At 71.2% G+C, this 23,819-nt stretch carries 19 protein-coding genes; 1 reads left to right on the top strand and 18 read right to left on the bottom strand.

Annotated elements, in window-relative coordinates; translation table 11 throughout:
• Window positions 1-149: 149 nt before the first annotated feature.
• The 4 genes from PV721_RS05980 to PV721_RS05965 all read right to left on the bottom strand — a co-directional run bounded on the left by PV721_RS05980 (window position 150) and on the right by PV721_RS05965 (window position 3,135).
• Complete coding sequence (locus PV721_RS05980; protein WP_319721799.1) at window positions 150-572, bottom strand: GNAT family N-acetyltransferase; 423 nt, start codon at window positions 570-572, stop codon at window positions 150-152.
• A 44-nt stretch (window positions 573-616) separates the two neighbouring features.
• On the bottom strand, window positions 617-1,558 hold the full coding sequence (locus tag PV721_RS05975) for an RluA family pseudouridine synthase (protein ID WP_319721764.1): 942 nt from the start codon (window positions 1,556-1,558) through the stop codon (window positions 617-619).
• A 65-nt stretch (window positions 1,559-1,623) separates the two neighbouring features.
• Entirely contained in the window at window positions 1,624-2,184 is a 561-nt protein-coding gene (gene lspA / locus PV721_RS05970) for a signal peptidase II (protein ID WP_319721763.1), read from the bottom strand.
• A gap of 111 nt (window positions 2,185-2,295) precedes the next feature.
• A complete protein-coding gene (locus tag PV721_RS05965) occupies window positions 2,296-3,135 on the bottom strand; it encodes a TraR/DksA family transcriptional regulator (RefSeq protein WP_319721762.1) in 840 nt (279 codons plus the stop codon).
• A gap of 604 nt (window positions 3,136-3,739) precedes the next feature.
• On the opposite strand from PV721_RS05965, the gene ileS reads away from it, so the two are divergent.
• Window positions 3,740-6,886 (top strand): isoleucine--tRNA ligase, encoded by a 3,147-nt coding sequence (gene ileS, locus PV721_RS05960; RefSeq protein WP_319721761.1) that lies wholly within the window; start codon window positions 3,740-3,742, stop codon window positions 6,884-6,886.
• A gap of 252 nt (window positions 6,887-7,138) precedes the next feature.
• On the opposite strand, the gene PV721_RS05955 is transcribed toward ileS, so the two are convergent.
• From PV721_RS05955 to PV721_RS05890, 14 genes are all read right to left on the bottom strand, one after another.
• A complete protein-coding gene (locus tag PV721_RS05955) occupies window positions 7,139-8,347 on the bottom strand; it encodes a DivIVA domain-containing protein (RefSeq protein ID WP_319721760.1) in 1,209 nt (402 codons plus the stop codon).
• Window positions 8,348-8,429: 82 nt separating this feature from the next.
• Window positions 8,430-8,726 (bottom strand): YggT family protein, encoded by a 297-nt coding sequence (locus PV721_RS05950; RefSeq protein WP_007263603.1) that lies wholly within the window; start codon window positions 8,724-8,726, stop codon window positions 8,430-8,432.
• Between the two features lie 60 nt (window positions 8,727-8,786).
• Window positions 8,787-9,404 (bottom strand): cell division protein SepF, encoded by a 618-nt coding sequence (locus tag PV721_RS05945; RefSeq protein WP_030707332.1) that lies wholly within the window; start codon window positions 9,402-9,404, stop codon window positions 8,787-8,789.
• A 149-nt stretch (window positions 9,405-9,553) separates the two neighbouring features.
• Window positions 9,554-10,273: a YggS family pyridoxal phosphate-dependent enzyme gene (locus tag PV721_RS05940; RefSeq protein ID WP_319721759.1), complete on the bottom strand. Its 720-nt coding sequence runs from the start codon at window positions 10,271-10,273 to the stop codon at window positions 9,554-9,556.
• Window positions 10,274-10,276: 3 nt separating this feature from the next.
• Complete coding sequence (gene pgeF / locus PV721_RS05935) at window positions 10,277-11,008, bottom strand: peptidoglycan editing factor PgeF (protein WP_319721758.1); 732 nt, start codon at window positions 11,006-11,008, stop codon at window positions 10,277-10,279.
• On the bottom strand, window positions 11,005-12,210 hold the full coding sequence (gene ftsZ / locus PV721_RS05930) for a cell division protein FtsZ (protein WP_319721757.1): 1,206 nt from the start codon (window positions 12,208-12,210) through the stop codon (window positions 11,005-11,007). The genes pgeF and ftsZ overlap by 4 nt, the downstream gene beginning before the upstream one ends.
• Window positions 12,211-12,489: 279 nt before the next feature.
• Window positions 12,490-13,344, bottom strand: coding sequence for a cell division protein FtsQ/DivIB (locus tag PV721_RS05925; RefSeq protein ID WP_416371033.1), 855 nt, complete (start codon window positions 13,342-13,344; stop codon window positions 12,490-12,492).
• A gap of 29 nt (window positions 13,345-13,373) precedes the next feature.
• The gene (gene murG / locus PV721_RS05920) at window positions 13,374-14,468 is read right to left on the bottom strand and encodes an undecaprenyldiphospho-muramoylpentapeptide beta-N-acetylglucosaminyltransferase (RefSeq protein ID WP_319721756.1); all 1,095 of its coding nucleotides are present in this window, start codon (window positions 14,466-14,468) and stop codon (window positions 13,374-13,376) included.
• 6 nt (window positions 14,469-14,474) lie between these two features.
• Window positions 14,475-15,836, bottom strand: a complete 1,362-nt coding sequence (gene ftsW, locus PV721_RS05915; protein WP_319721755.1) for a putative lipid II flippase FtsW — start codon at window positions 15,834-15,836, stop codon at window positions 14,475-14,477.
• A gap of 69 nt (window positions 15,837-15,905) precedes the next feature.
• Window positions 15,906-17,345: a UDP-N-acetylmuramoyl-L-alanine--D-glutamate ligase gene (gene murD / locus PV721_RS05910; protein ID WP_319721754.1), complete on the bottom strand. Its 1,440-nt coding sequence runs from the start codon at window positions 17,343-17,345 to the stop codon at window positions 15,906-15,908.
• Window positions 17,327-18,397: a phospho-N-acetylmuramoyl-pentapeptide-transferase gene (mraY, locus tag PV721_RS05905; protein WP_030707344.1), complete on the bottom strand. Its 1,071-nt coding sequence runs from the start codon at window positions 18,395-18,397 to the stop codon at window positions 17,327-17,329. Before mraY ends, murD begins: the two co-directional genes overlap by 19 nt.
• Complete coding sequence (locus PV721_RS05900; RefSeq protein WP_319721753.1) at window positions 18,394-19,824, bottom strand: UDP-N-acetylmuramoyl-tripeptide--D-alanyl-D-alanine ligase; 1,431 nt, start codon at window positions 19,822-19,824, stop codon at window positions 18,394-18,396. Before PV721_RS05900 ends, mraY begins: the two co-directional genes overlap by 4 nt.
• Complete coding sequence (locus PV721_RS05895; protein WP_319721752.1) at window positions 19,821-21,530, bottom strand: UDP-N-acetylmuramoyl-L-alanyl-D-glutamate--2,6-diaminopimelate ligase; 1,710 nt, start codon at window positions 21,528-21,530, stop codon at window positions 19,821-19,823. The genes PV721_RS05900 and PV721_RS05895 overlap by 4 nt, the downstream gene beginning before the upstream one ends.
• Before the next feature lie 44 nt (window positions 21,531-21,574).
• Entirely contained in the window at window positions 21,575-23,584 is a 2,010-nt protein-coding gene (locus PV721_RS05890; protein ID WP_319721751.1) for a penicillin-binding protein 2, read from the bottom strand.
• Window positions 23,585-23,819: the final 235 nt, after the last annotated feature.

Here is a 23,819-nt window from a genome sequence, read left to right as displayed (position 1 = left end):
TCCCCCACCCTGCCAGTCCGCCGCGCCCGGCCCGGGCGGTGGGTACCGCGACCCGCGTGTCGAGCTCGGCCCGAACCCCACGGGGCTCCGCCCGGCACCCCTACGGCGCTCCGCGCCCTCGCCTCGAACGCCGGCGGGGCCGGACAGGGCTACGGCAGGGGGCGCCGCATCGCCCGGTGGGGGATGCCCGCGTCCTGGAATTCCGGGCCGTAGGCCACGTACCCGAGGCGCTCGTAGAAACCGAGCGCCTGCGTCTGCGCGCCCAGGTCGACGCCCGTCAGCCCGAGCCGGACCGCCTCGGCCTCGATCGCGCGGACCAGACCCACCCCGACGCCCAGCCCGCGCGCGACCTTGCGCACGGCCAGCCGGCCCAGCGAGCCGACGGTCGGGTCGCCCGTCTTGGCGAGCGCGGCGGCGCCGTGGAGCAGCCGCCCGGTGCCCAGCGGCGCCCCGTCCGGCCCCGCGGCCAGGACGTGCACCGCTCCCGCGTCGTACGCGTCGTACTCGATCGACTCCGGTACGGACTGTTCGACCACGAACACCTCGGTCCGCACGGCGAAGCACGCCGCCATGTCGGCCTCGGAGTCCGCGACCCGCACCTCGAAGCCGACGGCGGTCACTCGCTCTCCGCCCGGATCACGTCCAGCGCGTGCTGCAGGTCCGCCGGGTAGCCGCTCTCGAACTCCACCCACTGCCCGTCGGAGGGGTGCTCGAAGCCGAGCCGCACCGCGTGCAGCCATTGCCGGGTCAGGCCCAGCCGCTTGGCGACCGTCGGGTCCGCGCCGTACGTCAGGTCACCGACGCACGGGTGCCGGTGCGCGGACATGTGCACGCGGATCTGGTGCGTACGCCCGGTCTCCAGCTTGATGTCCAGCAGCGAGGCGGCGCGGAAGGCCTCGATCAGGTCGTAGTGGGTGACGGAGGCCTTGCCCTCCTGCGTCACGGCCCACTTGTAGTCCGCGCTCGGGTGGCGGCCGATCGGCGCGTCGATCGTGCCGCTCATCGGGTCCGGGTGGCCCTGCACCAGCGCGTGGTAGCGCTTGTCCACGACCCGCTCGCGGAACTGGTTCTTCAGCGAGGTGTACGCGCGCTCCGACTTGGCGACGGCCATCAGGCCGGACGTGCCGACGTCGAGGCGGTGCACGATGCCCTGGCGCTCGGAGGCGCCGGAGGTGGAGATGCGGTAGCCGGCCGCGGCGAGGCCGCCGATGACGGTGGTGCCGGTCCAGCCGGGGCTCGGGTGGGCGGCGACGCCCACCGGCTTCATGATGACCACGATGTCGTCGTCGTCGTGGACGATCTCCATGCCGGGGACCGGCTCGGCGACGACCTCGACCGGCCGCGGCGGCTCGGGCATCTCGACTTCGAGCCAGGCGCCACCGTGCACACGCTCGGACTTCCCGACGACACTGCCGTCGACCGACACCTTCCCCGCGGCCGCGAGGTCGGCCGCCTTCGTCCGGGAGAAACCGAACATACGGGCGATGGCGGCGTCGATGCGCTCGCCTTCGAGGCCATCGGGAACGGGCAGGGTGCGGATCTCGGGAATCGTACTCACCCGTCGAGTATGCAGGACTCGGCAGCCGGGCAGTTCCGCCGGCGGCCCCGCGATCAGTTGCGCGATCAGTCCTTGTGGACGGTGCCGTCCGGGTCGAGACCCTTGAACGACAGCAGGACGATCAGGATGCCGCCGCACACGATCGCCGAGTCGGCCATGTTGAAGACCGCGAAATGGGCCGGCGCGATGAAGTCGACGACCGCGCCCCGGAACACGCCCGGCGAACGGAAGATCCGGTCGGTCAGATTGCCCAGCGCACCGCCCAGCAGCAGGCCCAGCGCGATCGCCCAGGGCAGGCTGTAGAGCTTGCGCGCGAGCCGCACGATCACCACGATCACGGAGGCCGCGATGCAGGTGAAGATGATGGTGAAGGCCTCGCCGAAGCCGAAGGCGGCGCCCGGGTTGCGGACCGCCTCGAACTTCAGCAGGTCACCGATGATCTCGATCGGCGGCTGGTGTTCCAGCTTCGCCACGACCAGCATCTTGGTGCCGAGGTCCAGCAGGTAGGCGAGCACCGCCACGACGAGCAGTGCCGTGATCCGCCGGCGCCCCTTGGGCACGGCGGACTCCGGCTGGGCGTCGTCCCCGACCTGCGGCGTACCGATGATGCGCTCCGCCTCTGCCACGTGAGTCCCTCGAACTAGCTCGAACCAGGCTCCTCCTGGACCCTGACGAGACACGAGGGTACGTCAGGGCCCCCGCACACCGCCTGCCCCACCTCCACCTGATTCCACCGCCTAGTGCCGCCGCTCCTGCTTCTGCTTGCAGTCCACGCACAGCGTGGCCCGTGGGAAGGCCTGCATCCTGGCCTTGCCGATGGGCTGCCCGCAGTTCTCGCAGAGACCGTACGTGCCCGCCTCCAGCCGTTCCAGGGCCCGCTCGGTCTGCTCCAGCATCGAGCTGGCGTTCGCCGCGAGCGCCAGCTCGGACTCCCGGGTGATGTTCTTGGTGCCGGTGTCGGCCTGGTCGTCGCCCGCGCCGTCGCCCGAGTCCCGCATCAGGCCGCTGATGGCCACCTCGGAGGCGTCGAGCTCGGCGCGCAGCCGCAGCACCTCGCTCAGGAGCCCGCTGCGGGCCTCGTCGACCTCCGCCTGGGTCCAGGGGTCCTCGCCGGGCCGTACGGCGAGCTCGCCGGGGGTGAGGGCCGCGGTGACCCGTACCTTGGGCAGCCCGCTGGTGGCCGCCGCTGCCGTCTTCCTCGCCGTGCCGGTGCTCTTCTTGGCAACCACTTTGCGGACTCCCGTCTTCTTCGCGGCATGCGCCGCCCCCTCGACCCCGGCCTGCTTGGCCGTGGCCGTCCGCTTCTCGACGGCGGTCGTCTTCTTGACTGCGCTCGTTTTCACCGCGGTCGTTTTCACCGCGGTCGCCTTGTCGGCCGTCGCCGTCCTGGCCGGAGCCTTCTTCGTCGGAGCCTTCTTCGCCGGAGCCTTCGTGGCCGGCGCCTTGGTAGCGGCAGCGGTCTTCCCGGCAGCGGTCGCCTTCTTGGCGGGAGCCGCGTCCTCGGGGGCCTCCGCCTTCCCGGCGGCCTTCCCGACAGCCTTCTTGGCAGTACTCCCGGCGGTCTTCTTCGCCACCATGGCCGCGGCCCCTTCACATACTGTGATCAATGCTCGCGAATCGTGCCGGAACGATAAATCGCCCCCGGCCCCGCGGCAACGGGGCACGCATCCATCGAGATCAACCTGCATCCGTTGTGCCCATCCGTGGCCCGGGTAATCCGCCACTCCCGCCCCACGCGCGTCCGTACCGGCGCCCAGGCCCATTCGGGTCACGCGCGGTCCCGCTCCGTACCTCCCGCCGCGCGCCGGCCGCGCGCCCCGCCACGCCGTGCCGCCGCCCCCCGCACGGGGGCCCCCTAAACCGGTCTGCCGAGGACCCGCCCGGCCCGTACACTGGGCCCAGCGAAAGGCATGGACGGGGACGAGTAGCGCCGTACGCAGCCAGGAGCGACCCGGGGACGGTGAGAGCCCGGGGGCGAGCGCGATGTGAAGGATCACCCCTGAGCCGCCGGAAGAAAGCCCGCACGGATGCCCGTGGGGCGAGTAGAACCGGCTTCGCACCCCAATGAGGGGGCCACCGGATCCGTCCGGCGGCCAAGGAGGGTGGTACCGCGGGAGCAGCAGTTCGGCTCTCGTCCCTCCGGACGGAAGTGACACCCCGCCGGAGGAAGAGTTCAGCCTCATGACCACACCGCCGCAGTACCGCCCGGTACCCGCCCAGGTCGACCTGCCTGCCCTCGAGCACGCGGTCCTCGACTTCTGGCGCGAGAGCAAGACCTTCGCCAAGACCCTGGAGCAGTCCGAGGGCCGCCCCGAGTGGGTCTTCTACGAGGGACCGCCCACCGCGAACGGCATGCCCGGCGCGCACCACATCGAGGCCCGCGTCTTCAAGGACGTCTTCCCCCGCTTCCGCACCATGCGCGGCTACCACGTGGCCCGCAAGGCCGGCTGGGACTGCCACGGCCTGCCCGTCGAGCTCGCCGTCGAGAAGGAGCTCGGCTTCAACGGCAAGCAGGACATCGAGGCGTACGGCATCGCCGAGTTCAACGCCAAGTGCCGCGAGTCCGTGACCCGCCACACCGACGCGTTCGCCGAGCTCACGACGCGCATGGGCTACTGGGTCGACCTGGACGACGCCTACCGGACCATGGACCCCGAGTACGTCGAGTCCGTGTGGTGGTCGCTGAAGGAGATCTTCAACAAGGGCCTGCTCACCCAGGACCACCGCGTCGCCCCCTGGTGCCCGCGCTGCGGCACCGGCCTCTCCGACCACGAGCTGGCCCAGGGCTACGAGACGGTCGTCGACCCGTCCGTCTTCGTCCGCTTCCCGCTGACCTCCGGCCCCCTCGCGGGCGAGGCCGCCCTCCTCGTCTGGACGACGACCCCCTGGACCCTGGTCTCGAACACGGCCGTCGCCGCGCACCCCGACGTCACGTACGTCGTCGCGACCGACGGCGAAGAGAAGCTGGTCGTGGCCCGGCCGCTGCTGGAGAAGGCCCTCGGCGAGGGCTGGGAGGCCACCGGCGAGTCCTTCACGGGCAAGGAGATGGAGCGCTGGACGTACGAGCGCCCGTTCTCCCTCGTCGAGTTCCCGGCCGAGGCCCACTACGTCGTGAACGCCGAGTACGTCACGACCGAGGACGGCACCGGTCTGGTCCACCAGTCCCCCGCCTTCGGCGCCGACGACCTCGCGGTCTGCCGCGCGTACGGCCTGCCCGTAGTGAACCCGGTCCGCCCCGACGGCACCTTCGAGGAGGAGGTCCCGCTGGTCGGCGGAGTCTTCTTCAAGAAGGCCGACGAGAAGCTGACGGCCGACCTCGACGCGCGCGGCCTGCTCTTCAAGCACATCGCCTACGAGCACAGCTACCCGCACTGCTGGCGCTGCCACACGGCCCTGCTCTACTACGCGCAGCCGTCCTGGTACATCCGCACCACCGCGGTCAAGGACGCGATGCTGCGGGAGAACGAGAAGACGAACTGGTTCCCGGACTCGGTCAAGCAGGGCCGCTTCGGCGACTGGCTGAACAACAACATCGACTGGGCGCTCTCCCGCAACCGCTACTGGGGCACCCCGCTGCCGATCTGGCGCTGTGAGGAGAACCACCTCACCTGCGTCGGCTCGCGCGCGGAGCTGACCGAGCTGTCCGGGCAGGACCAGTCCGCCCTGGACCCGCACCGCCCGTACATCGACGACGTGACCTTCACCTGCACCGCCGAGGGCTGCTCCCTCGAGGCGGTCCGCGTGCCGGAGGTCATCGACGCCTGGTACGACTCGGGCTCGATGCCGTTCGCGCAGTGGGGCTACCCGTACAAGAACAAGGAGATCTTCGAGAAGCGCTACCCGGCGCAGTTCATCTCGGAGGCCATCGACCAGACCCGCGGCTGGTTCTACACGATGATGGCGGTCGGCACCCTCGTCTTCGACAAGTCCTCCTACGAGAACGTGGTCTGCCTCGGCCACATCCTCGCCGAGGACGGCCGCAAGATGTCCAAGCACCTGGGCAACATCCTCCAGCCGATCCCGCTCATGGATCAGCACGGCGCGGACGCGGTCCGCTGGTTCATGGCGGCCGGCGGCTCCCCGTGGGCGGCGCGGCGCGTCGGCCACGGCACGATCCAGGAGGTGGTCCGCAAGACCCTCCTCACGTACTGGAACACGGTCGCCTTCCAGGCCCTGTACGCCCGTACGTCGAACTGGGCGCCCTCCGCGGTCGACCCGGCCCCGGCGGACCGCACGGTCCTCGACCGCTGGCTCCTCTCCGAGCTCCACACCCTCGTCACCGAGGTCACGGACGCGATGGAGGCGTACGACACCCAGCGCGCCGGAAAGCTGCTGTCCGCCTTCGTGGACGACCTGTCGAACTGGTACGTCCGCCGCTCGCGCCGCCGCTTCTGGCAGGGCGACAAGGCCGCGCTGCGCACCCTCCACGAGGTCGTCGAGACCGTCACCCGCCTCATGGCCCCGCTCACCCCGTTCATCACCGAGCGGGTCTGGCAGGACATGATCGTCCCGGTCACCCCGGACGCCCCGGAGTCGGTGCACCTGTCGGCGTGGCCGGAGGCGGACTCCGCCCAGGTGGACCGGACCCTGTCCCAGCAGATGCAGCTGGTCCGCCGCCTGGTCGAGCTGGGCCGCGCGACGCGCGCCGAGTCGGGCGTGAAGACCCGCCAGCCGCTGTCGCGGGCGCTGGTCGGCGCGGTCGGCTTCGACGCGCTGTCGCCGGAGCTCCGGTCCCAGATCACGGAGGAGCTGAACGTCTCCTCCCTGGCCTCCCTCTCGGAGGTCGGCGGCTCGCTGGTCGACACCACGGCGAAGGCCAACTTCCGGGCCCTGGGCAAGCGCTTCGGCAAGGGCGTGCAGGACGTCGCCAAGGCGGTGGCCGCGGCCGACGCGGCGGCGCTGTCCCTGGCCCTGCGTTCGGGCTCCGCGGTCGTCTCGGTGGGCGGCGAGGACGTGACCCTCTCCCCGGAGGAGGTCATCATCACGGAGACCCCGCGCGAGGGCTGGTCGGTGGCGTCCGACTCGGGCGCCACGGTGGCCCTGGACCTGGAGATCACTCCGGAGCTGCGGCTGGCGGGTCTGGCGCGTGACGCGATCCGGCTGATCCAGGAGGCCCGGAAGAACTCGGGCCTGGACGTGGCGGACCGCATCGCCCTGCGGTGGTCCTCCGCGGACCCGGAGGTCGTGACGGCCCTGACGGACCACGCCGGGCTCATCGCGGACGAGGTCCTCGCCACGGACTTCGCGTCGGGCGACGCCGACGCCGCCTACGGCGACCCCTTCACGGACGAGCCCCTGTCCCTGACCTTCCGCCTCCGCAAGGCGTAGCGGCCGAAGAGGCCCGTACCCCCCTCGCTGGGCGGTACGGGCCTCTTTGCTGTCCCCTACCCGCCCTTCCACCGTTCCCGCCTCGATCGCCGGCGCGGCTCCCTACACGGCGCTCCGCGCCCGCGGGTCCGGGGGCTGGGCCCGGGAACGGCGCCGCCCCCGGGCACGCAAAAACGGGCCGGGCCCGAGGTTCCGTGGAACCTCGGGCCCGGCCCGTAGAGCGGCTGCCGACCGCAGAAACGGCGGCGGCGCTTAGTTGTCGTCCTCGTCGATCAGGAAGCCCCGCATCGGCGACGGCGCCTGCATCGGCTGCGGCGCAGCCGGCCGCACCGGAGCCATCGGCTGGGTCATCGCCGGGGACATCTGCTGCTGGCCGCCGTACGACGGGCCTGCGCCCATCGGGGAGGGACCGCCCATGGGCGACGGGCCGCCCATCGAGGGGCCACCCATGGAGTGCCCCATCGCGCCGGCCGGAGCCATCGAGGGCGACGGCGACGGCGGGAGCGCGGGACCGGCCGGGTTCCGCGGCGGGGCCAGCGAGTCGTCGGCCTGGGTCTCCAGCTGACGCAGCTGCGACTCCAGGTAGGACTTCAGACGCGTACGGTACTCACGCTCGAAGCCCCGCAGGTCCTCGACCTTGCGCTCCAGCGTGGCACGGGCGGACTCCAGGGAGCCCATCGCGACGCGGTGCTTCTCCTGCGCGTCCCGCTCCAGCGCGTCGGCCTTGGCGCGGGCGTCCCGCTCCAGGCCCTCGGCGCGCGACCGGGCCTCGCCGACGATCTTGTTGGCCTCGGAGCGGGCCTCCGCGATCGCCTGGTCGGCGGTCTGCTGCGCCAGCGACAGGACGCGGGCGGCGCTGTCGCCACCGGGGCCCTGCTGAGGGAGCTGCGGCTGCTGCTGCATCTGCTGCATGGGCTGGCCCATGGGCTGCATCTGCTGGCCCATCTGCTGCATCTGCTGCCCCATGGGCTGCATCTGCTGACCGAGCGGGTTCTGGCCGCCCATCGACTGCTGCTGCTGGCCCATGCCCTGCTGGCCCATGCCCTGCGGTCCGCCCATGGGGTGCTGCTGCATGGGGCCGCCCATGGGGCCGCCCATCGGGCCGGGGCCCTGCTGGCCCTGGCCGCCGGGGCCCGGGGGCAGCTGCGGCTGGCCGCCCGGGAGCTGCGGCGGGCCCATCTGCTGCTGCGGCGGGCCGGATATGGCCGCGGGCACGGGGGCGCCGGGGCCGCGCTGGTCCTGGGGTTCGGGCTTGCGCATGCCCTGCTGCTGCTGGTTCTGCGCGGCGGCACGCGTGGCGGCTGCCAGCTTGGCGCGCAGGTCCTCGTTCTCGCGCAGCAGGCGCGTCAGTTCGGACTCGACCTCGTCGAGGAAGGCATCGACCTCGTCCTCGTCATAGCCTTCTCGGAGGCGGACGGTCGTGAACTGCTTGTTCCGCACGTCCTCGGGAGTCAGCGGCATGTCTTCTTCACCTCTACGTAGTCGTCGGCAGTCGGCAAGACCGTATCGGGACTGTCCCCGCGCGCGCGGAGAAGCTCATCGTTCACACGCTTCTCGCAGCGGTGCTCACGAAACTGATGAGGATGTAAACGATGATCATCAGAACGAAGAAGGACAGGTCGAGTGCCACGCCCCCGAGACGCAACGGCGGAATGAACCGCCGAAGAAGCTTGAGCGGTGGATCGGTGACAGTGTAGGTCGCCTCCAGAACGACCACCATCGCCTTGCCGGGCGCCCATGAACGTGCGAACTGGAACACGTAGTCCATGACCAGTCGGAAGATCAGCACGATGAGGAAGCACATCAGCGCGATGTAGACCACCTGTAGTGCGACGCCCATCCCGCGCTTCCCTCTCCCCGTTTCCCGCTCTGTTCCCGGTCCCGTATCTGACGGATCGGTCTAGCTTTGGTTGAAGAACCCGCCCTCCGCGATGCGAGCCTTGTCCTCCGCCGTGACATCGACGTTAGCAGGCGACAGCAGGAACACCTTCTGTGTCACGCGTTCAATGCTGCCGTGCAGACCGAAGACGAGACCGGCGGCGAAGTCCACGAGGCGCTTCGCGTCCGTGTCGTCCATCTCCGTGAGATTCATGATCACCGGAGTGCCCTCACGGAAGTGTTCCCCGATGGTACGGGCCTCGTTGTAGGTCCGGGGGTGCAGCGTCGTGATGCGGTACGGCTCCCGCTCGGAGACGACCTTGGGCATGATCACGGGGGCGTTCTTCTCCAGGTTGGTGCGATCAGGTGTGATGGATGCCACGGGGGCAATTCGCGCAGGACGTCCGTTTTCCACCGGAATTGGGATGGGTTCCCGCTGCGCCGGAGGCTGTACGGCTCGTACCGGTTCGTCCGAAATGGGCGATTGGTGCACGGGCTGCTGTCGGCGATCCCGCTCCCGAGCCCGCTCCATCTCCGGCTCGGGCTCGAACTCGTCGTCGGGGTCGTACCCCGGGTTGTCGTACCGGTCGTCCTCCACGAGGCCGAGGTAGACCGCCATCTTGCGCATCGCGCCGGCCATTCTCCGAGTCCTCCGCTCTGTGGTGGATCGCCCTGTCGCAGGTGCCGCCGTGTCACGAATGTCACCAACTGCCCGCGATCCACTTGGTCTGCCCGCTCATCGGCGGGAATGACCATATTTTCTGCTGTGGTCCGACTTTCTTCGCGACGTTACCCGAGCCGGGGTCTCGCGCCGAGCACCGCAGTGCCGACGCGTACATGTGTCGCACCGGCCGCCACGGCCTGTTCCAGGTCTGCGCTCATCCCGGCCGACACCATCGTGGCAGCAGGATGGTCCGCGCGCATGCGGGATGACAATTCCATCAACCGCTCGAAAGCGGCCTGTTCGCGTCCCGCGTACGGGCCGGACAGCGGAGCGACGGTCATCAGCCCGTCGATCCGCAGCCCCGGCGCCGCGGCGACGAGGTCCGCCAACTCCGCGAGCTGCCCGGGCGCCGCGCCGCCGCGGGTCCCGCGCCCGCCCGATTCCGCATCGAGGGCGATCTGCACGAGACAGCCGAGTTCCCGGCCGGCGTTCGAGGCGGCGGCCGAGAGGGCGGTCACGAGCCGGGGGCGGTCGAGGGACTGCACCACATGCGCGTATCCCGCCACGGAACGGACTTTGTTCGTCTGCAACTGACCGACGAAGTGCCAGCTGAGCGGCAGATCCGCGCAGGCCGCGGCCTTGGGGGCGGCGTCCTGGTCACGATTCTCCGCAACATGACGGACGCCCAGCTCCGCCAGCAGTCGTACGTCGCTCGCGGGGTAGGTCTTGGTGACCACGATGAGCGTCACCTCGCCCCGCGCCCGGCCCGCCGCCGCACAGGCGGACGAGATGCGCTCCTCCACCCGCGCCAGGTTCTCGGCGAGCTCCGACTTACGATCCGTCATTCCTCAGTCCAACCAGACATATCCGGCAAGCCGGCCGGTCACCCGGTCGCGGCGGTACGAGAAGTGGTCCCGCGACTCCAGTGTGCAGACAGGTGAGCGGCGGCTGTTCACCACCCCCGCCTCCGCGAGCTGCGCGTGCACTCCGGCGACCACGTCCACGGCCGGTGTCCCCCAGCTGGTCTCGGCCCGGGCGGCGGGCACCACTTCGGCCACCGCCTCCCGCATCTCGGCGGGCACCTCGTAGCAGTGTCCGCAGACCGCGGGTCCGGTACGGGCGACGATCCGCCCGGGTTCGGCGCCGAGGGAGACCATCGCCTCGACGACCGCGGGCACCACTGCGGCGACCAGCCCGGGCCGCCCCGCGTGGGCGGCCCCCGCGACCCCGGCGACGGGGTCGGCCAGCAGGACGGGCGTGCAGTCGGCGGTGAGCACCGCGAGGGCGAGCCCCCGGCGGGCGGTCACCACGGCGTCCACCGCGGGGACCTCAGCGTCCGGGCCCCAGGGCCCGTCGACCACGGCGACGTCGCGGCCGTGCACCTGGTTCATCCAGACCACCCGGTCCGGGGCGAGCCCCAGGGACCTCGCGGCCAGTGCCCGGTTCGCGAGAACGGCGGCCGGGTCGTCTCCGACCGCGCCGCCGAGGTTGAGCTCTTCGTACGGAACGGCGCTCACCCCGCCCCACCGGTCGGTGAAGGCGAAGTGGGCGCCGCCCACGTGGTGCTGCTCCGGTGTCACTTCAAGAAGTCCGGGACGTCCAGTTCCTCGGCCGGGCTGTCCTGGTACGGGCGGGCCGTGGGGACCTGCGGCGCGGGGGCCTGGGCCTCGACCGGGGCCGGCTCGACCGGGGCCGGGGGGTCCTCGCGCGGGGTGACCGTGCCGAGTCCGCCGAAGGCCGGGCGGGCCGGCTCGGCGGCGCGGACCGGAGCCGGGGCCGGCTCCTCGCGCTTGGTGGACGCCGCGCCGATGACGTTGTCCCGGCGGGCCGGGGGCTGTCCGCCGTCGAACCCGGCCGCGATGACGGTGACCCGTACCTCGTCGCCGAGCGCGTCGTCGATGACCGCACCGAAGATGATGTTCGCCTCGGGGTGCGCGGCCTCGCTCACCAGCTGCGCGGCCTCGTTGATCTCGAAGAGACCGAGGTCCGAGCCGCCGGAGATGGAGAGCAGCACGCCTCGGGCGCCGTCGATGGACGCCTCCAGCAGCGGCGAGGAGATCGCCATCTCGGCCGCGGCCACCGCGCGGTCGTCGCCGCGGGCCGAGCCGATGCCCATCAGGGCCGAGCCGGCCTCGGACATCACGGACTTGACGTCGGCGAAGTCGAGGTTGATCAGACCCGGGGTGGTGATGAGGTCGGTGATGCCCTGGACGCCCGAGAGCAGGACCTGGTCGGCCGACTTGAAGGCGTCGAGCACGCTGACCTGACGGTCCGAGATGGACAGCAGTCGGTCGTTGGGGATGACGATGAGGGTGTCGACCTCTTCGCGGAGCTCGGCGATGCCGTCCTCCGCCTGGTTCGCGCGGCGCCGGCCCTCGAAGGTGAACGGCCGGGTGACCACACCGATCGTCAGGGCGCCCAGCGAGCGCGCGATGTTGGCGACGACGGGTGCGCCGCCGGTGCCGGTGCCGCCGCCTTCACCCGCGGTGACGAAGACCATGTCGGCCCCCTTGAGGACCTCCTCGATCTCCTCGCGGTGGTCCTCTGCCGCCTTGCGGCCGACGGCCGGGTTGGCGCCGGCGCCGAGGCCCCGGGTGAGTTCACGGCCGACGTCGAGCTTGACGTCGGCGTCGCTCATCAACAGCGCCTGGGCGTCCGTGTTGATGGCGATGAACTCGACGCCCTTGAGACCGACCTCGATCATTCGGTTGATGGCATTGACACCACCGCCGCCGACACCGATGACCTTGATGACTGCGAGGTAGTTCTGCGGTGCTGCCACGTCGAAGGCCTCTCGCCTCGAGTTACGTGTCGCCGCCTCGCGGGCCTGCGTTGCGACGACTGATGCCGAAATAGGGACGGTCCGAACGCGCCGACCCGAACCCTCACCCTGAAGTTTAGGGTTAGGGGTGTGCCTGTTCCTTGGACTCTTCCGAACAGGACACTAAGTCGACAAGTAGCGCGTGTTCAACGAACACGCCGAACCTCCCGTTTTTCTTTTCACCCTATGTGATCACCCGTATCGCTGGCCAACCAGGGTGCGTCGTTGTTCGACCGGGAGTCAACTCCCGGACACCGCAGGGGCGGTGGGGACGCTCACGTCGAAGTGAACGGCCTCGGGCGCGGCTTTCAGCAAAGCGGTCAGCGCACGCCCCTTCGCCTCGCTCTGTTCACCGCTCCCCCACGTCACGGACCGGCCCCCGGTCAGCTCCAGGACCACCGAATCGTAGGAACCCACCTTGACCTGCACGGTTTCCTTGGCGACCGGTTCCGGGAGGGCGCCGGCGACGAGAACGGCCTCGTGCAGGAGGCGTTCCTCGTCGAAGCGGCGGGCGCTCGGCGATCGTGCGGCGTTCAATTCCAGGACCGGAACGCCCGCGGGCGCTTTCGGAACCGTGTCGAATCGCACACCCGAAGCGTCCACTTCGACGAAGTCGGCGCCCTTTTTGATGAGCAGGACGGGTTTGCGTTCCGTCACTTTCAGCCCGATTCCATGCGGCCAGGCCCGCACCACATCGACCGAATCGATGCGGGGCAGCCGGCCGCGGACGCGGCTCTCGATCTCGTCGGTGTCCACGCTCACCAGGGGCGCGCCGACGGGCACGGCCGCGGCCGAGAGGACCTGCCCGGGGGTGAGCACCGCCGTGCCGCTCGCCGTGACCTTCTCGACGCGGAGCCAGGAGGAGCCGTAGAGCACCCAGGTCCCGCCCGCGACGAGGAGCACCGCGGCGGCCAGGGAGGCCAGCACGGGGCCCCGGCGCAGGCGTGCGCCGGGACCCTGCGGGCCGGATCCCTTCGAGGACGTGCCGGACTTGGGGGCCTTGGGTGGCCGGGGAGAGCCGGCGCCCTTGCGGGCGGGCCGGCCGGACCCGTCGGGACCTGGGGTCCCGCGCTGTGCGGTCGTCGCTCCGGCCACTCCTGTGCCTCCTGCGTCTGGGCCCCGCGTCAGCGGTTCCTGTGGGCTGCGATCGCCTCGTACACCATGCCGACCAGCAGCTCGTCGGCGTCCCGTCGGCCGAACTCACCGGCGGCGCGGGACATCTCGTACAGGCGGTGCGGGTCGGACAGCACCGGGAGGACCTGGCCGAGCACCCACTCGGGCGTCAGCTCCGCGTCGTCCACGAGGAGGCCGCCGCCGGCCTTGACCACCGGCTGGGCGTTGAGCCGCTGTTCGCCGTTGCCGATCGGCAACGGGACGTAGGCGGCCGGGAGCCCGACGGCGGAGAGTTCGGCGACGGTCATCGCACCCGCGCGGCACAGCATCATGTCGGCGGCGGCGTACGCGAGATCCATCCGGTCCACGTACGGTACCGGCACATACGGCGGCATCCCGGGCATGTTGTCGACACGCGGCAGTTCGTTCTTCGGGCCGACGGCGTGCAGGATCTGGACACCGGAGCGCTGCAGGGTCGGCGCGACCTGCTGGATGACCTCGTTGAGGCGGCGGGCGCCCTGGGAGCCGCCCGAGACCAGCAGGGTCGGCAGGTTGGGGTCCAGGCCGAAGGCCGCGCGCGCCTCCGGGCGCACCGCGGCCCGGTCGAGGGTGGAGATGGAGCGGCGCAGCGGGATGCCCACGTAGCGGGCGCCGCGCAGCTTGCTGTCGGGGGTGGAGACCGCGACGGCGTGCGCGTACCGGGAGCCGATCTTGTTGGCCAGTCCGGGCCGGGCATTGGCCTCGTGGACGATGATCGGCACCCCGAGCCGCTTGGCCGCGAGGTAGCCGGGCAGGGCCACGTAGCCGCCGAAGCCGACGACGCAGTCGGCCTTGGTGCGGATGAGGATCTCCTCCGCGGCCTTGATGGTGCCGCGCAGCCGTCCGGGGACGGTGATCAGCTCCGGGGTCGGCTTGCGGGGCAGGGGCACGGCGGGGATCAGCCCGAGTTCGTAGCCGCGCTCCGGCACCAGGCGGGTTTCCAGTCCGCGCTCGGTGCCGAGGGCGGTGATGCCCACTGAAGGGTCCTGCCTGCGCAGGGCGTCCGCGAGGGCGAGCGCCGGCTCGATGTGGCCGGCGGTCCCCCCACCGGCGAGTACGACATGCACCGAAATTCACCGCTCTCCGGACGGACGCTTCTTGACGCGCCGTCTCATCGACTTCCATCTCACCCCGGTCCGCCACCAGCCGGTCTTCGGCTGTCGCATCGCGAGGGCCGCGCGCGCCGCCGGCTCCTCACGCGCGAAGGCGATGAGCAGTCCGACCGCGAACATGGTCGGCAGCAGGGCTGACCCTCCGTAGGAGAACAGCGGGAGCGGGACTCCGGCGATCGGCAGCAGGCCGAGCACCGCACCGATGTTGATCACGGCCTGGGCCGTGATCCAGGTGGTCACGCCTCCCGCGGCAAACCGTACGAAGGAATCCTCCGTGCGTCCGGCCACGCGGATACCCGCATAGCCTAGAGCCGCGAACAGGGCGAGCACCGACAGCGTCCCCGCGAGACCCAGTTCCTCCCCGGTGATGGCGAAGATGAAGTCGGTGTGGGCTTCGGGTAGTTGCCCCCATTTTTCCACACTTGCACCCAGCCCGGAACCGAACCATCCGCCCGAAGCGAGGGCGTAGATCCCGTGGACGGCCTGCCAGCAAAGGTCGTTCTTGCCCGGATCTGTCGCGCCGAGGCATTCCAGCCGGTCCATCCGGTGCGGACTGGTCTTGATCAGCAGTGCGACGATCGCACCCGTGAAGGTCAGCACTCCGACGAACAGCCGGGTCGGGGCGCCCGCCAGCCAGAGCAGACCGAACAGGATGGCACCGAGGATCATCGCGGTGCCCATGTCCCCGCCCAGCATGATCAGACCGAGCAGCAGGAAGGCCACCGGGACCAGCGGCACCAGCAGGTGCTTCCACTGGCTCAGCAGCCCCTTGTCGCCCTTGCGCGCCAACAGGTCGGCGCCCCACAGGATCAGTGCCAGCTTGCCGAACTCACTGGGCTGCAACATGAACGGACCACCAAGGCTGATCCAATTCTGGTTGCCGTTGATCGAGACCCCTATCCCGGGAACCTGGACCAGCACCATCAGGAAGAGCGTGCCGGCGAGCACCGGGTAGGACAGCGCCCGGTGCAGCTTGACCGGCATCCGGGAGGCGACCAGCATCAGTGCGGTGCCGATGAGCGCCGCCAGGAACTGCTTCTTGAAGAAGTACGCGTCGCCGAGGCCGAGCTGGAGGGCCTTGATCATGGAGGCCGAGTACACCATCACCAGGCCGAGCACGGTGATGAGCAGCGAACTGCCGAAAATCAGGTAATAGGCAGTGAGCGGGCGGTCCCAGGCCTTCCGCAACTGCCGCTGCGTGCGCCGCAGCCCGACCAGCGGCCCGCGCCCCGCGGGCCGCTTCACGCGCACCAGGGGCCGTTTGCGGCCCTGCGCCTTCACGGCGGACGGCCGCCGCCCCGGCAGCATCTGCTTGGCCGGCATCTGTGATCTTCCCCTCCACTCGTACGAGGCGAGCAGCCGGCCGGAGGGAACCTGCCCCGGAGCCCCGGCCTAGACCGTGTCCGCAGCGCTCTCGGCGGCCAGTTCGCGCACTGCGTCGGCGAACGCGTCCCCACGCTTGTTGTAGTTCGCGAACATGTCCATCGAGGCACAGGCAGGTGCCAGCAGGACCGTGTCGCCGGGCTCGGCGAGCGCGGCCGCCTCCCGGACCGCTGCGAGCATCGCCCCAGTGTCGGTCCGGTCGAGGTCGACGACCGGGACCTCGGGGGCGTGTCGCGCCAGCGCCTCGGCGATCAGCGCCCGGTCGGCGCCGATCAGCACCGCACCGCGCAGCCGCCCGGCCGACTTCTGCACGAGCTCGTCGAAGGTCGCGCCCTTGGCGAGACCGCCGGCGATCCACACGACCGGCTCGAAGGCGGCCAGCGAGGCCTCGGCCGCGTGCGTGTTGGTGGCCTTGGAGTCGTCGACGTACGTGACCCCGGCGACCTCGTCCACGTGCGCGACCCGGTGGGCGTCGGGGCGGAAGTTGCGCAGCCCGTCGCGGACCGCGCGCGGCTCCACGCCGAAGGCGCGGGCCAGGGCCGCGGCGGCGAGCGCGTTGGCGATGTTGTGCGGGGCCGGCGGATTGACGTCCTTGACTTCGGCGAGCTCCTGGGCGTTCTTCTGCCGGTTCTCCACGAAGGCGCGGTCGACGAGGATGCCGTCGACGACGCCGAGCATGGAGGGGCCGGGGGCGCCGAGGGTGAAGCCGATCGCCCGGCAGCCCTCTTCGACGTCGGCCGCGACCACCAGGTCCTCGGTGGCCTTGTCGGCGACGTTGTAGACGCAGGCCACCGTGTTGCCCTCGTAGATCCGGCCCTTGTCGGCGGCGTACGCCGCCATCGAGCCGTGCCAGTCGAGGTGGTCCGGGGCCAGGTTGAGGACAGCGCCGGAGTGGACGCGCAGCGAGGGCGCCCAGTGCAGCTGGTAGCTGGAGAGTTCGACGGCGAGCACGTCGTACTCCTGCTCGCCGAGCACCACGTCGATGATGGGCGTGCCGATGTTGCCGACGGCGGCGGTCCGCAGGCCGGCGGCCTTCAGGATCGACGCGAGCATCTGGGTGGTGGTGGTCTTGCCGTTCGTACCGGTGATGGCGAGCCAGGGCGCGGCGTTCTCACCGCGCAGCAGCCAGGCGATCTCCACGTCCCCGACCACGTCCACCCCTGCGGCGGCGGCGGCCGCGAACAGCGGGCTGTCGGGCTTCCAGCCGGGAGAGGTGACGACCAGCTCGGTGCCCTCGGGGAGGGTCTCGGCGTCGGCGAGGCGTACGGAGATCCCCAGCTCGCCCAGTTCGGCGGCGCGGGCGCGGTGGCCCTCACCGTCACCGCCGTCGACGACGGTCACGACGGCGCCGAGGCCGGCCAGGGCGCGGGCGGCACTGATGCCGCTCACACCGAGACCGGCCACGGTGATGTTCTTGCCCTGCCAGGAGGTCACTTGTCGGCTGCCCATCCCGCGTAGAAGAGACCGAGACCCACGATCACGCACATGCCCTGGATGATCCAGAAGCGGACCACCACGAGGACTTCGGACCACCCCTTGAGTTCGAAGTGGTGCTGCAGCGGGGCCATCCGGAAGACGCGCTTCCCGGTCATCTTGAAGGAGCCGACCTGGATGACGACCGACATGGTGATGAGGACGAAGAGGCCGCCGAGCAGGGCGATCAGGAACTCCGTGCGGGAGCAGATCGCGAGACCGGCGAGCGCGCCGCCGAGGGCCAGCGAGCCGGTGTCACCCATGAAGATCTTGGCGGGCGAGGTGTTCCACCACAGGAAGCCGAAGCAGGCGCCCATCAGGGCGGAGGCGACCACGGCGAGGTCGAGCGGGTCGCGCACCTCGAAGCAGGCGTTCGGGCTGGGCAGGGTCTGCGCGTTCACGCAGGACTCCTGGAACTGCCAGACGCCGATGAAGGTGTAGGCGCCGAAGACCATCACGGCGGCGCCGGTCGCGAGACCGTCCAGACCGTCGGTGAGGTTCACGCCGTTGGACATCGCCAGGATCATGAACAGCGCCCAGACGACGAACAGCACCGGGCCGATCGACCAGCCGAAGTCCGTCACGAACGACAGCTTGGTGGAGGCGGGGGTCAGCCCCCGCGAGTCCTTGAACTGGAGCGCGAGCACCGCGAAGGCGATGCCGACGATCAGCTGGCCGGACATCTTGGCCTTGGCCCGCAGACCGAGCGAGCGCCGCTTGACGATCTTGATGTAGTCGTCCAGGTAGCCGACCAGACCCATGCCCGCCATCAGGAAGAGCACGAGCAGGCCCGAGAAGCTCACCGCCTCACCGGTGATGACCTTCGTCAGGGCGTACGCGACGAGCGTGGCCAGGATGAAGGAGATACCGCCCATGGTGGGCGTGCCCTTCTTCCCCGCGTGGCCGCGCGGGCCGTCGTCGCGGATGAACTGGCCGTAGCCCTTCCGGGCCAGCAGCTTGATCAGCAGCGGGGTGCCGACAACGGTGAGGAACATGCCGATGACACCGGCGAACAGGATCTGCCTCATCGGCCGGCGACCTCGCCCTCGACAGTGCCCTCGAGCAGGGCCTGGGCCACCCGCTCCAGACCGGCCGACCTGGAAGCCTTCACCAGCACGACGTCACCCGGGCGCAGTTCACTGCGCAACAGGTCGACCGCCGCCTGCGCGTCGGACACGAGCACCGACTCCTCACCCCACGAACCCTCGTTATATGCGCCCAGTTGCAGCCAGGAGGCTTCCCTGCCCCCGACTGCGACGAGCTTGCTCACGTTGAGCCGGACGACAAGTCGCCCGACCGCGTCGTGCTCGGCGAGCGCATCGTCCCCGAGCTCGGCCATCGGGCCGAGCACCGCCCACGTGCGTCCCCCGTTCGCCCTGCCGGCACCGCCCATCGCAGCGAGTGCGCGCAGTGCGGCCCGCATGGACTCGGGATTCGCGTTGTAGGCGTCGTTGACGATCGTCACACCGTCCGCGCGCTCGGTGACCTCCATCCGCCACCGGGACAGCGTGCCCGCCCCGGAGAGCGCCGTGGCGATCTCCGGGGCGGACATGCCCAGTACATGGGCAACGGCGGCCGCGGCGAGCGCGTTCGACACGTGGTGCTCACCGTACAGCCGCAAGGTCACGTCGCTGCACCCGGTCGGTGTTCGCAATGTGAAGGAAGCCTGTCCCCTGTCCGTCATGCGTACTTCGGTGGCCCGGATTTCGGCGTCCTCGGCCTCGCCGAACAGCACCGTACGGGCCTTCGTGCGCCCGGCCATGGCACGAACCAGCAGGTCATCGGCGTTGAGGACGGCGACACCGCCCTCCGCCTCGGCGGGCAGCGCCTCGACCAGCTCCCCCTTGGCCTGTGCGATCTGCTCGCGGCCGCCGAACTCGCCGATGTGCGCGGTGCCGACGTTGAGGACCAGGCCGATCCGCGGGGGCGTCAGCCCGGTGAGGTAGCGGATGTGGCCGATGCCGCGGGCGCCCATCTCCAGCACCAGGTGCTGCGTCTCCTCGGTGACGCGCAGCGTCGTGATCGGCAGGCCGATCTCGTTGTTGAGGTTCCCGGGGGTCCACACGGTCGGCGCGTGGTGCTGCAGCACCTGCGCGATGAGGTCCTTGGTGGAGGTCTTGCCGGCGGAGCCGGTGAGGGCGACGACGTCGGTGCCCAGGCGGGCGACGACGGCCCGGGCGAGCGCCCCGAGGGCGGCCACCACGTCGGGGACGACGATCGCCGGGACGCCCACGGGGCGGGTCGCGAGGACCGCCACGGCGCCGGCCTCCAGCGCGCGTCCGGCGTAGTCGTGGCCGTCGACGCGCTCGCCGACGAAGGCTGCGAACAGGCTGCCCGGCCGCACTTCGCGGGAGTCGTAGACCACGGGACCGGTGACCTGTACGGACGGATCCGGTATGTCGTGGGGCCGCCCGCCGGTGATGTCGGCGATCTCGGCGAGGGAAAGGGCGATCACTGGTTCACCTCGGCCTGTCGGACCTGAACGGCCTGGTCGAGCACGGCCTGGTGCTCGATCGCGGCGTGGAGCACGGTGCGGTCGTCGAAGGGGCGTACGACACCGGCGGTGTCCTGGCCCTGCTCGTGGCCCTTGCCCGCCACCAGCACGGTGTCGCCGGGCCGGGCGCGCGCGACGGCGGCGGCGATGGCCGCCGCCCGGTCGGCGTCGACCAGGACGGTGCCCCGCTCGGCGGGCGGCACGGACACGGCGCCTTCGAACATCGCGGCAAGGATCGCGAGCGGGTCCTCGGAGCGGGGGTTGTCGGAGGTCAGGACGGCCACGTCGGCGTACCGTGCGGCCGCGGCGCCCATCGGGGCGCGCTTGGTGGTGTCGCGGTCGCCGCCGCAGCCGAGGACGATGTGCAGCTTGCCCTCGGTGACCTCGCGCAGCGCGCGCAGGACCGATTCCACGGCGTCCGTCTTGTGCGCGTAGTCGACGACGGCGAGGTACGGCTGTCCCGCGTCCACCCGCTCCAGCCGGCCGGGAACTCCGGGGACCGCGGCGACGCCGTCGGCGGCGGTCTGCGGGTCGAGGCCGGCGGCGGCGAGGGTGACGATCGCGGCGACGGTGTTGGCCACGTTGAACGGGCCGGGCAGCGGCGCGGCGGCCCGCACGCGCTGTCCTTCGGGGCCCAGCAGGGTCAGGGTGGAGCTCGCCGCCCCGAAGACCACGTCCTCGGCGCGCCAGTCGGCGGCCGGGTCGCCGGCGGCGGAGAAGGTGACGACCGGGACCGTCGCCTCCTTGGCCAGGCGGCGGCCGTACTCGTCGTCAAGGTTGACCACGCCCAGGCGGGCGCGGCGGGGCGTGAAGAGCCCGGCCTTCGCCTGGAAGTAGTCCTCCATGTCGGAGTGGAACTCCATGTGCTCGGGGCTCAGGTTGTTGAAGACGGCGACGTCGAAGACGCAGCCGTCGACGCGGCCGAGCACCAGGGCGTGGCTGGAGACCTCCATCGCCACGGCCTCGACGCCGCGTTCGCGCATGACCGCGAAGAGGGCCTGGAGGTCGGTGGCCTCGGGGGTGGTCCGCTCGGACTTGATGCGCTCGTCGCCGATGCGCATCTCGACGGTGCCGACCAGTCCGGTGCTGCGGCCGCCCGCGCGCAGACCGCCTTCGACGAGGTACGCCGTCGTGGTCTTGCCGGAGGTTCCGGTGATGCCGATCTGGAGCAGGTCGTCGCCGGGGCGGCCGTAGATCGCGGCGGCGAGCTCGCCCATCCGGCCGCGCGGGTCGTCGACCGCGAGGACCGGCAGGCCGGTCGCCGCGGCGCGATCCGACCCCGCGGGGTCGGTCAGCACGGCGGCGGCACCGAGGCCGGCGGCCTGGGCGGCGAAGTCGGCGCCGTGGGTCCTGGCTCCCGGCAGGGCCGCGTACAGGTCTCCGGGACGGACCGCACGGGAGTCGTGCGTGATCCCGGTGATCTGCGCCGCGGCGGGCGCCGGGATGCCCAGCAGGGTGGCCAGCTCGCCCAGAGGGGTCGGGCGGGCGGACAGGGGCCTGGGCGCTCCCGGCGGCGTTGCCGGGGAGTCTTTCCGGGTCGTTCTGGGCTGATCAGCGTGGGGCACGGCGGTGAGCGTACCGGGCGCGGCGGGCCGGTCGCGAAGCGAGGGCCCGGCCTCGGCGTCGGCAACCGGCTGGTTCCCGGGTTTCGGGGTGATCGTTGTCACTGATGGTGCCTCACGCTTTTCTGGCGGGCCGACCGGGCTGTGGGTCACGGACCGGGCTGCGGACTGGGCTGCGGGGCGGGCTGCGGGCCGGGTTCGTAGGTGACCGGCAGCCCGGCGGGGGCGGTTCCCGTGGGGGCGACCTGGAGGGTCTTGAGGGCGAACTCCATGACCTTCTTGTAGATGGGGCCGCAGATCTGGCCGCCGAAGTAGCTGCCCTTCGTGGGGTTCTGGATGGCGCAGTAGACGGTGATCCGCGGGTTGTCCGCGGGTGCGAAGCCGGCGAAGGAGGCCGTGTAGCCCTTGTAGCGGCCGGTGGCCGGATCCACCCGGTTGGAGGTGCCGGTCTTGCCGCCGACCCGGTAGCCGGGGATCTTCGCCTTGGTGCCGGTGCCCTCCTGGTCGTCGACGACGGATTCGAGCATCGCGGCGAGGGTCTTGGCGGTCTCCGAGCTGATCACGCGGTGCTGCTCGGGGGCCGGGGCCGGGGTGAAGCGGCCGTCGGGGCCCTTGGTGCCGCGCACCAGGGTCGGCTCGATCCGGACCCCGTCGTTGGCGATGGTCGAGTACACGGAGGCCGCCTGCATGGCGTTGAGGGACAGGCCCTGGCCGAAAGGAATCGTGTACTGCTGGGAGGTGGACCAGTCCTTGGGCTCGGCGAGGATGCCGCGGGACTCGCCGGGGTAGTCCAGCCCGGTGGGCCGGCCGATGCCGAACTTGGTCAGGTAGGAGTGCAGGACCTTGTTGGACTCGGGCTGGGTGGGTCCGAGCTGGCCGGTGGCCAGGATCGTGCCGATGTTGGAGGACTTGGCGAGGACCCCGTTGAGGGTCAGGTACCAGGTCGGGTGGTCGATGTCGTCCTTGAACAGCCGGTCGCCGCGGTGCAGCCGGTTGGGGACCTCGACGCGGGTCTCCGGGGTGGCCTTCTTCTCCTCCAGCACGGCGGCCATCGACATCACCTTGGCGGTGGAGCCGGGCTCGTACACGTCCTGGAGGGCGGCGTTGCCCATGCCGGCCGAGCTGGCCCTGCTCAGGTCGTTGGGGTCGAAGCCGGGGGCGTTGGCCATGGCCAGCACCTCGCCGGTGCGGGTGTCCTGGACGATGACGTAGCCGCGGTCGGCCTCGGACTTCTGGACCTGCTCGGCGATCGCGCTCTGGGCCGCCCACTGGATGTCCCGGTCGATGGTCAGCGCGATGTCCTCGCCGGGGACGGCAGGCTTCTCGCTGGAGCCGGCCGTGGGGACCTTGCGGCCGCCGGACTGGGCGTACGTGATCTCGCCGTCCTTGCCGGACAGCTTCTTGTCGAGGGAGGACTCCAGGCCGCCGCCGCCCTTGCCGTCGGCGTTGACGTAACCCAGTATCCCGGCGGCGAGGTCGCCGTTCGGGTACACGCGCTTGCTGCTGTCCTCCTTGAACACGCCGGCGAGGACGTTGGCGCCGGGGCCGTTGTTCTTCTTGTCGGCCGCCGCCTTGTCCCGGAAGACCCGCTGGAGGTCCTTGATCTGGTTCCAGACCTGGGGGGTCTGGCGCTGGGCGAGGATCACGTACCGGCTGTTCCTGGTGCTCAGCTTGGCGGTGAGCTCCTTGGCGTCCTTGCCGAGGATGGGCGCGAGGAGGGCGGCGGCCTGCGCGGGGGCGTCGGGGGCCTTGCTCTCCTGCGGGGTGAACATCTTCGGGTCGGCGGTGATGTCGTACGCGTCGACGCTGGTGGCGAGGGCCACGCCGCGGCGGTCGGTGATCTCCCCGCGCTCGGCGGCCAGCTTGACGCTGGTGTAGCGGTTCTTGGAGGCCTCGGCGGAGAAGGTCGAGGCGTCGACGGCCTGCACCTGGAGCAGCCGGACGACGAAGGCGAGCATGACGAGGGTCAGGCCCACGCTGACGAGGCGGAGCCGGGGGCGGGGGCTGCCGAGCCGGATGGTGTGGGGCCGTGTGGCCGGCGCGGGCCGGCGGGTCGTCGGGCGGGAGGCCGGTCGGGCGGTGGCCCGGGCCCGGTCGCCCGGGCGGGCCGGCCTGGCCGGTCCCGGCACCCGCCGCCGGGGCGGCTCCTGCGGGCTCACGCGGCCACCGCCTGCGGCGTGCCGATGCCGCCGCCGGGGTGCCGGGCCGCGCCCGGGCTCCGCCCGAGCCTCCCGGGGCTCCGCCCCGGACCCCGCGCCTCACACGCCGGCGGGGCTGGATTCGCCGGCGTTTGAGGCGCGGGCGCGTGGCGCGGCAGGGGGTTCGGGGCGGAGTCCCGGTTCGATCAGGTCAGGACCCGGGGCCTATTGGCGCAGGCCCCGCGGGGAACCTGAC

This window comes from Streptomyces sp. MB09-01 (assembly GCF_033794505.1).
Lineage (GTDB): Bacteria > Actinomycetota > Actinomycetes > Streptomycetales > Streptomycetaceae > Streptomyces.
This window is presented reverse-complemented; position numbering and strand designations above follow the sequence as displayed.